Source organism: Pseudomonas saudimassiliensis, from assembly GCF_000939975.1.
In the GTDB taxonomy this organism is placed as follows: Bacteria; Pseudomonadota; Gammaproteobacteria; order Pseudomonadales; family Pseudomonadaceae; genus Halopseudomonas; species Halopseudomonas saudimassiliensis.
This window is the reverse complement of the sequence record NZ_LK391969.1, coordinates 1,633,249-1,645,447: the sequence shown is the minus strand read 5'-3', so window position 1 is coordinate 1,645,447 and position 12,199 is coordinate 1,633,249. Positions and strand designations below refer to the sequence as shown.

The 12,199-nt window shown below is 62.8% G+C and carries 11 protein-coding genes; 2 read left to right on the top strand and 9 right to left on the bottom strand.

Annotated elements, in window-relative coordinates; all coding sequences use genetic code 11:
* Position 1: 1 nt before the first annotated feature.
* The 5 genes from VG99_RS07570 to VG99_RS07550 all read right to left on the bottom strand — a co-directional run bounded on the left by VG99_RS07570 (position 2) and on the right by VG99_RS07550 (position 6,471).
* The gene (locus VG99_RS07570) at positions 2–781 is read right to left on the bottom strand and encodes an electron transfer flavoprotein subunit beta/FixA family protein (protein ID WP_044501518.1); all 780 of its coding nucleotides are present in this window, start codon (positions 779–781) and stop codon (positions 2–4) included.
* A gap of 274 nt (positions 782–1,055) precedes the next feature.
* Positions 1,056–2,189, bottom strand: a complete 1,134-nt coding sequence (locus VG99_RS07565; protein WP_044499177.1) for an acyl-CoA dehydrogenase family protein — start codon at positions 2,187–2,189, stop codon at positions 1,056–1,058.
* 12 nt (positions 2,190–2,201) lie between these two features.
* Positions 2,202–3,398 carry an acyl-CoA dehydrogenase family protein gene (locus tag VG99_RS07560; protein WP_044499176.1) on the bottom strand — a complete coding sequence of 399 codons (1,197 nt, stop codon included), beginning with the start codon at positions 3,396–3,398 and terminating at the stop codon, positions 2,202–2,204.
* Positions 3,399–3,453: 55 nt separating this feature from the next.
* Positions 3,454–5,547 carry a 3-hydroxyacyl-CoA dehydrogenase NAD-binding domain-containing protein gene (locus VG99_RS07555; protein WP_044499175.1) on the bottom strand — a complete coding sequence of 698 codons (2,094 nt, stop codon included), beginning with the start codon at positions 5,545–5,547 and terminating at the stop codon, positions 3,454–3,456.
* Positions 5,548–5,685: 138 nt separating this feature from the next.
* Positions 5,686–6,471: an IclR family transcriptional regulator gene (locus VG99_RS07550; RefSeq protein ID WP_044499174.1), complete on the bottom strand. Its 786-nt coding sequence runs from the start codon at positions 6,469–6,471 to the stop codon at positions 5,686–5,688.
* 220 nt (positions 6,472–6,691) lie between these two features.
* Between VG99_RS07550 and VG99_RS07545 the strand changes: the two genes are divergently transcribed.
* Both VG99_RS07545 and VG99_RS07540 read left to right on the top strand, forming a co-directional pair.
* On the top strand, positions 6,692–8,329 hold the full coding sequence (locus tag VG99_RS07545) for an AMP-binding protein (protein ID WP_044499173.1): 1,638 nt from the start codon (positions 6,692–6,694) through the stop codon (positions 8,327–8,329).
* On the top strand, positions 8,326–8,991 hold the full coding sequence (locus VG99_RS07540) for a crotonase/enoyl-CoA hydratase family protein (protein ID WP_044499172.1): 666 nt from the start codon (positions 8,326–8,328) through the stop codon (positions 8,989–8,991). The genes VG99_RS07545 and VG99_RS07540 overlap by 4 nt, the downstream gene beginning before the upstream one ends.
* A 101-nt stretch (positions 8,992–9,092) precedes the next feature.
* Here VG99_RS07540 and VG99_RS07535 read toward each other — a convergent pair whose 3' ends face one another.
* The 4 genes from VG99_RS07535 to VG99_RS07520 form a co-directional block, all read right to left on the bottom strand.
* The gene (locus VG99_RS07535) at positions 9,093–9,899 is read right to left on the bottom strand and encodes an acyl-CoA thioesterase (protein ID WP_044499171.1); all 807 of its coding nucleotides are present in this window, start codon (positions 9,897–9,899) and stop codon (positions 9,093–9,095) included.
* A 162-nt stretch (positions 9,900–10,061) separates the two neighbouring features.
* The gene (locus tag VG99_RS07530; protein WP_044499170.1) at positions 10,062–10,544 is read right to left on the bottom strand and encodes a YbhB/YbcL family Raf kinase inhibitor-like protein; all 483 of its coding nucleotides are present in this window, start codon (positions 10,542–10,544) and stop codon (positions 10,062–10,064) included.
* Between the two features lie 35 nt (positions 10,545–10,579).
* Entirely contained in the window at positions 10,580–10,876 is a 297-nt protein-coding gene (locus tag VG99_RS07525) for a hypothetical protein (RefSeq protein ID WP_044499168.1), read from the bottom strand.
* 122 nt (positions 10,877–10,998) lie between these two features.
* A complete protein-coding gene (locus VG99_RS07520; RefSeq protein ID WP_044499165.1) occupies positions 10,999–12,198 on the bottom strand; it encodes a 3-oxoadipyl-CoA thiolase in 1,200 nt (399 codons plus the stop codon).
* Between the last annotated feature and the right edge of the window lies 1 nt (position 12,199).

Below are 12,199 nucleotides of genomic sequence, written 5' to 3'. Positions count from 1 at the left end.
GTCAGATCACCTTGGCTTCATTCTTCAGTTTGTCGACCAGCTCGTCGACAGTCTTGACCTTGATGCCAGCGCTGCGGGCAGCCGGGGCTTCGACCTTGACGGTGCTCAGGGTGGAGGTAGTGCTCACGCCCAGTTCTTCCGGCTTGAGAGTCTCCAGCGGCTTCTTCTTGGCCTTCATGATGTTCGGCAAGGAGGCGTAGCGCGGCTCGTTCAGGCGCAGGTCGGTGGTGACGATGGCCGGGAGCTTCAGGTCAACGGTCTGCAGACCGCCGTCGATCTCGCGGGTGACCTTGACGCGCTCGCCATCCACATTGACGGCGGAGGCGAAGGTGCCCTGGGCGTAGCCGGAGAGCGCAGCCAGCATCTGGCCGGTCTGGTTGTTGTCCGAGTCGATGGCCTGCTTGCCGAGAATGACCAGCTGGGGCTGTTCCTTGTCCACCACTGCCTTGAGCAGCTTGGCGATGGACAGCGAGTTCAGCTCGTCGGTGGACTCGACCAGGATGGCGCGGTCGGCGCCCAGTGCCAAAGCGGTACGCAGCTGTTCCTGGGCGGCGGTCGGGCCGACAGTGACAGCGACGATTTCAGTGGCCACGCCTTTCTCTTTCAGGCGTACGGCCTCTTCCACGGCGATTTCGCAGAAGGGGTTCATGGACATCTTGACGTTGGCGAGGTCGACACCGCTGTTGTCCGCCTTGACGCGAACCTTGACGTTGTAGTCAACCACGCCTTTCTCTTTCAGGCGTACGGCCTCTTCCACGGCGATTTCGCAGAAGGGGTTCATGGACATCTTGACGTTGGCGAGGTCGACACCGCTGTTGTCCGCCTTGACGCGAACCTTGACGTTGTAGTCAACCACGCGCTTTACGGCGACGAGGATTTTCATGGACGTTAGTCCTCCGCAGATCTGTGAAACGCCCGACGGGGCGCGTGACATTTAAAAGGGGCCTTAGCATACCGGGCAGTTTTCTTGTCCGATAGTACCCAGACCGCCTGTTTGAAATGAATTGGCGGGAAAAACAGGACAAACCGCTGTTTTTCCCGCCGGGAGGTCAGCCTCAGGCAACAACCAGCTGGTTGGAATAGGCTTCCAGGTGATGATCATCATCACCGAACTGGTGGCTGATCATGACCAGGCGCTTGGCGTAGTGGGCGCCGTTGTACTCCCAGGTCATGGCGATGCCGCCATGCAGCTGGATGCACTGCTCGGCGACATAACGGGCCGCGCGGTTGACGATGAACTTGGCGGCGGACAGCTTGGCGCTGCGATCGTCGCTGTCCTTCTCGTCGGCCAGGCTGGCTGCCAGGATGGCCATGGAGGTGGCGCGCTCCAGCTCGCTGATCATGTCGACCATGCGGTGTTGCAGTACCTGGAACTTGCCGATCGGCACGCCGAACTGTTTGCGGGTCTTCAGGTATTCCAGGGTCAGGTCGCAGGCGACCCGCATGGCGCCAACGGCCTCGCCACACAGGGCGGCAATGGCGCGGCCGCTCTGGTAACGGATGGCGTCATAGGCGTCACCCGCGGTGCCCAGCAGCTCGCCCTTGGCGTTTTCCAGGAACAGTTCACAACCCTTGCGGCCATCGACAGTGGCGTATACGCGACGGGTTACACCGGCCGCATTCGGGTCGATGATGAACAGGCTGATGCCTTGCTGGTCACGCACATCGCCAGCGGTACGCGCGGAGACAATGATCTTGCCTGCGGTGTGGCCGCCGATTACCACGGCCTTGCGACCGTTCAGGGTCCAGTCGCTGCCGGTCTGCTTGGCCATGGTCTGCACGTCGAACAGGTTGTAGTGGCTGCTCGGCTCATCCAGCGCGACGGCGGCCTGCAGCTCACCGCTGGCGATAGCGCCCAGCAGTTCTTCCTTTTGCTGCTCGCTGCCCAGCTGGCCGATCAGGCCGCCGGCCAGTACCACGGATTCCATGTAGGGTTCCAGGCAGATGCCGCGGCCCAGTTGTTCCATGATCAGCATGGTTTCCACGCCGCTGCCGCCAAAGCCGCCCAGTTCCTCGGCGAAGGGGATGGCGGTCAGGCCCAGCTCACCCAGCTGCTGCCAGAAGTCGGTGCTGAAACCGGCGTCGCTGGCGCTGAACTCGAGGCGCTTTTCAAAGGTGTAAACGTCGCGTACCAGGCGGGCCGCGGTGTCCTGGAGCATCTGTTGCTCTTCGGTCAATTTGAAGTCCATGATCGGCGCTCCTTAGAGTTCGAGAATCATTTTCGAGACGATGTTCTTCTGGATCTCGTTGGATCCGCCGAAGATCGACAGTTTGCGCATGTTGAAGTAGGTCGACGCCGGTGCCGCGGCATAGTCATCCACCAGCCACTCGCCGTCGTAGTCGCCTTCCAGCTCTTCCGGCAGGAAGGGCAGGGCGTACGGGCCGAGGGCCTTGCGAATAAGGTGGGTGATGGCCTGGCGGATCTCGGTGCCCTGCACCTTGAGGATGGAGCTTTCCGCGCCCGGTACGCCGCCTTCGGAGGCTGCTGCGACAATACGCAGGGTGCTGATTTCAGCGGCCATCAGGGACATTTCCACTTCGGCGATCTGGGCCCGGAACAGCGGGTCTTCCAGCAGCGACTTGCCACCCTTCTGCTGTTTGGCGGCGATCTTCTTCAGGTGGCTCAGGGCCGCCTTGGACGAACCGATACCGGCCAGGCCAGTACGCTCGTGGGTCAGCAGGTACTTGGCGCAGGTCCAGCCCTTGTTCTCTTCGCCGACCAGGTTTTCCACCGGCACGCGCACGTCATCGAAGAACACTTCGTTGACTTCATGGTCGCCGTCCAGGGTGATGATCGGCCGTACGGTGATGCCCGGGGTAGCCATGTCGATCAGCAGGAAGGAAATACCACGCTGCTGCTGGGCTTCCGGATCGGTACGCACCAGGCAGAAGATCATGTTGGCGTGCTGGCCCAGGGTGGTCCAGGTCTTCTGGCCGTTGACGACGTAGTGGTCGCCGTCGCGTACCGCACGGGTCTTCAGCGAGGCCAGATCGGAACCGGCACCCGGCTCGGAGTAACCCTGGCACCACCAGTCTTCACCGGACAGGATGCGCGGCAGGTACTTCTGCTTCTGCTCTTCGGTACCGAACTTGATGATCACCGGGGCGACCATGGCGACACCGAAGGGAATGGTGCGCGGAGCGCCAGCGGCGGAGGTCTCTTCGTCGAAGATGTGTTTTTCCACGGGGCCCCAGTTGGTGCCGCCGTGCTCGACCGGCCAGCCCGGTGCATACCAGCCCTTCTTGGACAGGATCTGCTGCCAGCGCTCGTGGTCGGCCTTGGTCAGGTGCTTGCCGAGCTTGACCTTGCTGGAGATGTCCGCCGGCAGTTCCTGCTTGAGGAATGCGCGCACTTCGTCGCGGAAGGCGATTTGTTCAGCTGTGTAATGGATTTCCATGGTGGGTCCTCATTGTTATTCCGCTGTGGGCACCCGCGGGTGCCCACAGAAAGTCTTAGAGATCGGCGAATTTGCGGCCTTCTTTGGCCAGCTTTTCCAACAGCGGGGCCGGCTTCCACCAGGCACCCAGCTGCTCGTGGAATTCGCAGATCCGCGCGTACACGCGATCCAGGCCGACCGCGTCAGCATAGAACATGGGGCCGCCCTGATGCGCCGGGAAGCCGTAGCCATTGATATAGATGACATCGATGTCGCTGGCGCGCTGGGCAATGCCCTCTTCAAGGATCTTTGCCCCTTCGTTGATCAGCGCATAGATGGTGCGCTCGATGATGTACTCATCGCTCAGCTCACGGCGCTCGATGCCTTGCTCCTTGGACGCGGCTTCGAGGATGGCCGGCAGTTCCGGGTTGGGCAGCGGCGTGCGCGAACCCTTCTCGTAGACGTAGAAACCCTTGCCGGTCTTCTGACCGAGCATGCCGGCGGCGGCCATCTTGTCGAGGATGGTCGGCAGCTTGAATTCGGCGGGCAGGGTCTGGCGCTGGCGGGTACGAATGGCCAGGCCGATATCCAGGCCGGACAGGTCGCGCATGGCGAACGGGCCCATGGCCAGGCCGAACTTGCGCAGCACGCCGTCGACCTGCTCGGGAGTGGCGCCTTCTTCCAGCAGGAATTCGGACTCGCGACCGTACTGGAATACCATGCGGTTGCCGACGAAACCGTCACACACGCCCACCGGCACAGCGACCTTCTTCAGCTTCTTGCCGAGGGCCATGGCGGTAGCCAGCACTTCGTCGCTGGTCTTCTCGCCGCGCACCACTTCCAACAGCCGCATGACGTTGGCCGGGCTGAAGAAGTGCAGGCCGACCACGTCTTCGGGACGCTTGGTGAACTGGGCAATCTGGTTCAGGTCCAGCGAGGAGGTGTTGCTGGCCAGGATGGCGCCGGGCTTGCAGTTGGCGTCCAGCGCTTCGAAGACCTTCTGCTTGACGCTCATATCTTCGAATACCGCTTCCACCACCACGTCCGCCTGGGCCAGGTCGGCGTAATCGGTTACGCCACTGATCAGCGCCATGCGCTTTTCCAGTGCCGCTTCGGTCAGGCTGCCGCGCTTGAGGCTCATGCCATAGGTATCGCGGGCGCGCTGGATGGCCTTGTCACGGGCATCTTCGCTGATCTCCAGGATCTGCACCGGAATACCGGCGTTGGCAAAGCACATGGCGATGCCGACACCCATGGTGCCGCCGCCGATGACAGCCGCCGCGTTGATCTCGCGAACCGGGGTGTCCTTGGGCAGGCCATCGACCTTGGAGGCCTGGCGCTCGGTGAAGAAGGCGTGTACCAGGGCGGCGCGCTGGGGCGACACCAGGCATTCGCCGAACAGCTCGCGCTCGCGCTTGAGACCTTCTGCCAACGGCAGGGTAAAGGAGGCTTCTACTGCGGAAACGCAGCGCTGGGGCGAGAACAGACCCGGGGTCTTCTTCTCGATCTCGGCTCGCTTGGCAGCGACCAGCGCGGCGTTGTCCACGCCTTCGAGCTTGTCGGTGCGCTCGCCGGTACGGCGCGGGCCCTTGCCCTCGGCAATCAGCTGTTCCGCGAAGGCCAGGCCGGCAGCCAGCAGCTCGCCGTCGAATACCTCATCGACCACACCCAATTGCTGGGCTTCAGTGGCGGCAATCGGCGCGCCGCTGACGATCATGTCCAGGGCTTTCTCCACGCCAACCACGCGGGGCAGGCGCTGGGTGCCACCGGCACCGGGCAACAGGCCCAGTTTCACTTCCGGCAGGCCGACCTTGGCATCCTTGCGGGCGATACGGTAGTGGCAGCTCAGGGCCACTTCCAGACCACCGCCCAGGGCGGTGCCGTGGATCACGGCGACGCTCGGCTTGCTGCCGGCTTCGATGCCATTGACCACGTCGGGCAGGCTCGGGGACTGCGGCGGCTTGCCGAATTCCTTGATGTCGGCACCGGCGATGAAGGTATTGCCTTCACAAACCAGGACGATGGCCTTCACCTCGGGGTCAGCCTCAGCGGTCTGGAAGCTGTTCTGCAGCCCCTGGCGAACCGCTACGCCCAGCGCGTTGACCGGTGGGTTGTTGACTCTGACCACGGCAATGGCGCCTTGCCGTTCCAGTGTGACGACGTCCGACATGTTGAATCTCCTGTGAGTCGATCAAATGCGTTTCATTGTGCGAAATAATGAAACCATGTTTCGCATGGCAAAATACAAAACTTGCACAGCCTTGTCGATGCCCGTTGCTAAATGGTGGTGCATAACCACCATTTATAATCACACCCCGAGGCGTTCGATATCCCGGGCGAGGATGGCCAGCTGGTGAGCGAGCTGGTTTTTCACCTTGTCCTCGGAGACCAGATAGGTCGGTGCGCCGCACGTCAATGCCATCAGCGTGCCGTCCTGCAGGTGCAGGGCCACGCCGGCGGCGTTGACGTTGCGGTCCCAGTCGCCGAGGGACAGGCAAAAGCCATATTTTTCGTAGTCGCGGAAGGATTGCTCCAGCTGCTGTTCCAGTTCCGGCCAACCCTCTGGATTGCGTTTGGCCAGGGCGCTCATCACATGCGTGCGCTCTTCCGGCTTCATGGCTGCCAGGTAGGCGCGCCCGGCGGCGGTGGTCGCCAGCGGCAGGCGCACGCCCACATCCATGCGCAGGGAAGTGATCTCGGCGGGGCGGCAGTTCTCCACATAGATCATGGACAGCCGATCGCGGCAGGTCAGGCCGACCGAGGTATTGGTATTGCGGGCAAACTCGTCGAGGTAGGGCTTGGCCAGTTGGCGGACCCGCAGATTCGACACGTACGCGTAGCCGAGCGCCAGTACACCTGAGTCCAGCTGGTATTTCTCCAACTGGGGCGAATAGGCCAGGTAGCCGAGCTTGGTCAGGGTGTAGGTCATGCGGGACACGGTGGGTTTGGGCAGTCCGGTGATCCGGGATATGTCCTGGTTGCCGAGGACTACCGAGCCCTGGCTGAAGGCACGCAATACATCCAGGCCGCGGGACAGCGCCTCGACAAATTTGCGGTCCTTGGTGGGGATGTTTTCTGCCTGATCGTCGTTCATAAAACTTTCATACCTTGAAGAGAGGGCATCCGTGGGTGGCGATCATTGCCGCGCGGACGATGCCGGGCTACTCGGGTGGAGCGGGGCTTGGCACAGGGGCGTTCTGCACAGCAGTTTTGTTGTGTTTTGTACCGATGATTGCACAGTCGCGGGAGATAGAATAGCATCTTTTTGGTATTCTATTTCGCACTGCAAAATAATAGTCCAATAAGAGGTTCAGATGTCCACACCCGAATCCTGCGTTGTCGCCGGCCGGCTGGCCGAACTCGGTCATACCAATCTTTATGACCTTCTGGAGCAGGCCTGTCGTGATTATGGCGACAAGACCGCCTTCTCCTGCGGTGCGGATTCAGTGAGTTTCACCGGCCTGCGCGAGCGGGCCGACAGCTTCGCCCGGTACCTGCGCCATGATCTGGGCCTGCAGCCCGGCGATCGTCTGGCCATCCAGCTACCCAACCTGCTGCAGTATGTCGTCACCATCTTTGGTGCGCTCAAGGCCGGTCTGGTCATCGTCAACACCAACCCCCAGTACACCGCCCCGGAAACCCGTCATCAGTTCGCTGATTCCGGCGCCCGCGCGGTCGTGGTGCTCGATCGCCTGGTGCCGCTGGTGCGTGCGGTGCAGGCTGAAACCGCCATCGAGCGACTGATCGTCACCAGCGTAGACGACTGGAGCAATCCCCAACTGGAGAGTGACGAGGCCGATGTGAGCCGCTTCATGGCTGCGCTGGCCAAGGGCAAGACGCTGCCGGCCGTCGAGCCGAACCGCGGTCTGGAAGACCTGGCGGTACTGCAATACACCGGCGGCACCACCGGCGTTTCCAAGGGCGCGATGCTCACCCACTTCAACCTGCTGTGCAATGTATTGCAGGCCGTCAGCATCCTGAACCCCGGCGAGCTGGAGTACGGTAACGAAGTGCGGGTGTCGCCGCTGCCGCTGTATCACATCTTTGCGTTTACCGCGAACTGCCTGGCCTCGGTGTTCACCGGCTTCAACAGCGTGCTGATCACCAACCCGCGGGACCTGGATGGCATGATTGCCGATATGCAGCGCCATCGGATCACCCTGCTGACCGGGATCAACTCGCTGTTCGTGTCGCTGATGGCCCATCCCAAGTTCGACAGCATCGATTTCAGCCAGGTGAAATGGGTCAACTCCGGCGGCGCGCCGCTGAACCTGGCTGTCGCCAAGCGCTGGCACGAGCGTACCGGCAGCGTCATCCGCGAAGGCTTCGGCATGACCGAAACCTCGCCGGTTGTCATTGCTGCGACCGCGACTACTCCTTATAAGGAAGGCTATATCGGCCAGGCGATCATCGATACGCAACTGAAGATCGTCGACGATGCCGGTAACGAGCTGCCCTCCGGCGAGCCCGGCGAACTGCTGGTACGTGGGCCGCAGGTGATGAAGGGCTACTGGCAGCGTCCCGAAGCGACCGCCGAGACCTTCACCGAAGACGGCTGGCTGAAAACCGGCGACATCGGCGTGATCGATGAAGACGGCTTCCTCAAGCTGGTCGACCGCAAGAAGGACATGATTCTGGTCTCCGGTTTCAACGTGTACCCCAATGATGTGGAAGATGCGGTCATGCGTCATCCCGGCATCCGCGAATGCGTGGCCGTAGGCATTCCGGATGAACGCAAGGGCGAAGCCATCAAGCTGTACATCAGCCTGCATGATCAGAACCTGACCGAGACCGACATTATTGCCCATTGCCGCGAGCAACTGACCGGCTACAAGGTGCCCAGCTTCATCGAAATCCGCGACGACCTGCCCAAGTCCACCGTTGGCAAGCTGCTGCGCCGGGTGCTGCGTGACGAGGCGCGGGCCCAGGCGGCGGCCGAGGCCGGGGCATGAGTACGCTGGTCTGGGCCATCACCGACGGGGTGGCCGAGATCGCCCTGGACGACGGCAAGGTCAATGCGCTGTCCGAGCAGATGCTGGACAGTCTGCTGGCCGCCATTGCCGAGGCGGCCAGGGCGGACGCGGCGCTGCTTATCTATGGCCGTGCCGGCTGCTTCAGTGGTGGTTACGATCGCAAGCTGATCGCCGCCGGTGGCCCGGCCTGCGATGCCATGCGCGCCGCAGGTGATCGATTGACCCTGGCGCTGCTCGACTACCCGGCACCGGTCGTGATCGCCAGCACTGGCCACGCCATGGCCAAGGCAGCGTTCCTGTTGCTGCTGGCCGACTACCGCATCGGCGCGGCGGGTGCATTCAATATCGGCCTGAACGAAGTGGCCATCGGCATGACCATGCCCGATGCGGCCATGCCCCAGGCGCGGGCACGGGTAGCGCCACAGTGGCTCAATCGCTGTGCCTTGCAGGCGCAGATATTGAACCCGGAGCAGGCGCTGGAAGCGGGTTTCTATGATGAGCTGGCCACCGGCGGTGACCTGCTTGACCGGGCCAGGGAAAAGGCCCGGCAACTGGCGGCGCTGGATCGCAAGGCCTACCGGGAAACCCGGTTACTGCTCAACGCGCCGCTGCGTGCAGAAGTGCTGGCAGCGCTGGGCTGAGCGGGCGGGCCAAGCCCCAGCGCTTTGGATCGCAGGCGCGATCTACTGTAGGAGCTGCGCCTCGCAGCGAGGCTGGCCATCAGGCCAGCCGCCACCTCCCATCACTCCTTGAAATACACCGACTGCGTACTGGTCAACAGCAGCACACCATCCTCCGACCATAGATGGGCGACCTGGTCAGCGTAGCTGCTGTGCAGCCGCGAAGCCTGCGCACGACCCAACACGAACCCGGTGCCGACCTTCGCCAGCTCATCGCTGGTGGCATGGAAGTAATGGGTCATGGACACGGTACCGGATGGCGTGAAGTGGTTGCGCAGCAGAAAGATACGCGGCGCAAAGACATCGCCCAGTGCGGTCAGTGAGCAATAATCCAGCGGCCGCTCGGGATAGTCCCGTACCCATAACAGGGACTCGGTAGCCGGATTTTCCTCCGTCTTGCGCGGCATCAGCGGGATGCCATGCACGAAGCGAAAATCGTAGTGCTTGAACCAGTTGCGGATGCTGATATCGGTGCGCTGCAGGGAGGCCGCCGGCGGTGCCGGGGGGGCGCTTTCCTGCTGCTCCGACAGGGTGTCCCGGCGCGTAGCGAAAAACGCGGTGGCGCTGGTGACTACTTCGCCGTTCTGCTTCTGCAGCAGTAGCCAGTGTTGGGTCGAGCGGTTGGTACGCAGCGGAGTGGCTTCGATCTCGAATTCCCCATCGGCCACTGGGCCGGCGAAATTCACTGTGAGGGACACCGGATCACCCAGGCGCTCGGGGTGCAGCAATACCGCATTCAACAGGGTAGCGGCGGTTGCCCCGCCAAAGGGGCCGACCATGTTCTGGAAGGCTTCGCTGGTCTGGCCGCGATACAGGTTGGACGAGACGGCGTTCAGGGCAATGGCCTGATCGAATAGTGGGCTACTCATTGTTGATATTGTTCCGTTGGCAGGCGTCAGTGCGAATCATGCTAGGCACCGCGGCGGGCGGCGGCAAGCTGGTATGGCAACGTGAATCCGCCGTCATGCATGGCGACGATTGCCAGAGAAGAATGGAAACGGTGCGGCCCAGGGCCGCACCGGCGCAGAACGTCAGTCGCGCTGGTAGGTGCCAACCAGGCGGTTCATGGCCAGGGTATGGGGCTCGACCTTGGCCAGCAGCTGCCACATATCCAGCCCGTCCTCCAGATTCGGCTCGCAGTCCAGTGCCAGGATCCAGAAGTAGTACTTGTGCTGGCCATGACCTTCAGGGGGCATCGGGCCACCGTAGCCGGGCTTGCCGAAGTTGGTTGGGCCATCGGTGTGGTGCTTGCAGCCTTCGGGCAGCGAGGTTACGTCGGCGGGAATGTTGTAGTGCACCCAATGGACGAAACCATAGGTACCGTTGGCCGACACCAGCGGCGCATCCGGGTCGTGGCAGATCACCGCAAAGCTCTTGGTGCCGGCCGGGGCGCCGCTCCAGCTCAGGGCGGGGGAGACGTCCTCACCCTCGCCAGTGTGGCGGGTAGGGATGGCGCCGTCGTTGGCGAAGGCACTGCTGGTCAGTTGCAGATCGAGATTCAAGGCAAAACCCATGGTGTTCTCCTGTACAGGTCGATGGATGGCGTGGCTCAGCGAATCAGGCTGCTCAGCAGCCACAGCCCGAGCAGCAGCCAGATCACGCCGCCGATGATGCGTTTCTTGAGAAACGAACTGATCCCCAGGTAGATGAGGAAGAGCCCGAGTACCACGAAGGCAATGCTGAGGATACTGCTGTCGATGCCCAGGGCACGGGAAAACCCGTTGACGAAGGCGGTGCTGGCGCCACCGAGGATATCGAATATCCAGGCCAGACCATCGACAATCAGCCGGACGAGCGTGCCAAAGGCCTGGCCCAGCCATTCAAAAGGATTGGTGTTCAGTTGCATCGGGGCGCTTCCGGTTCGATGGGATCGATACCATAGCAGAGATCGGGGTGGGGTCAGAAGTTCCGGGGGTGGTTCGTGGGGGTGGATTCCCCCTCTCCCCATGGGAGAGGGGGAGCGGCCTATCAAACGCGCTCAATCACCGCTGCAACACCCTGGCCCAGACCAATGCACAGGCTCACCAGCGCATAACGCTTGCCGGTACGCTCCAGCTGGCGCAGGGCGGTCAGGGTCAGGCGGGCACCTGAGGCGCCCAGCGGGTGGCCCACAGCGATGGCCCCACCGTTGGGGTTCAGGCGGGGATCGTCGAAGGCGATGCCCAGTTGCTTGGCGCAACCCAGCACCTGGACGGCGAAGGCTTCGTTGATCTCGATCACGTCCATATCATCCAGCGTCAGACCGGCACGGCTCAGCGCCTTCTTGCAGGCCTCGACCGGACCCAGGCCCATCACGCGCGGCGCAACGCCGGAGACAGCACCGGCGAGGATGCGGGCGCGGGGCTTGATATCGTATTTCTGGCCAATGGCTTCGCTGCCGATGATCAGCGCTGCGGCGCCATCGTTGACGCCGGAGGCGTTACCGGCGGTGACCACGCCGCCGCCAAACAGCGGGCGTAGGCCGGACAGGGCCGCCATGTCGCTGGCCGGACGCGGGTGCTCGTCCTGGTCCACCACCTTGTTCGGCTTCTTGCGGCCCTGGGGCACTTCGATCGGGTGGATTTCCTCGGCGAAGAAGCCCTCGGCGCGGGCCTTCTCGTATAGCGCCTGGCTACGGGCGGCGTAGGTGTCGGCGTCCTCGCGGCTGATGCCCAGGTCGGCCGCTACGTTGTCGGCGGTCTGCGGCATGGTGTCGTCGCCGTATTCGGACTCAACCCGGGGGTTGGGGAAACGGGCACCGATGGTGCTGTCGAAGGCGCGGAAGTCGCGGGAGTAGGGGCTTTCGCTCTTGGCAATGACGAAGGGCGCGCGGCTCATGCTTTCCACGCCGCCAGCCAGGAACAGGTCGCCTTCACCGGATTTCACCGCGCGGGCGGCATCGAGGATGGCAGCCAGACCTGAACCGCACAGGCGGTTGACGGTGACACCGGCCACCTCCTGGGGCAGGCCGGCCAGCAGGCCGGCGTGGCGTGCCACGTTACGGGCGTCTTCACCGGCCTGGTTGGTGTTGCCCATGACGATGTCTTCGTAGTCCTTGCCGTCGAAGGGGTTGCGGGCGACCACGGCGCGGATCACCTCGGCCAGCAGATCGTCCGGGCGTACCGGGGCCAGGGCACCGGCGTGGCGGCCGAAGGGCGAGCGCAAACCATCATAGATATAAGCAGTCATC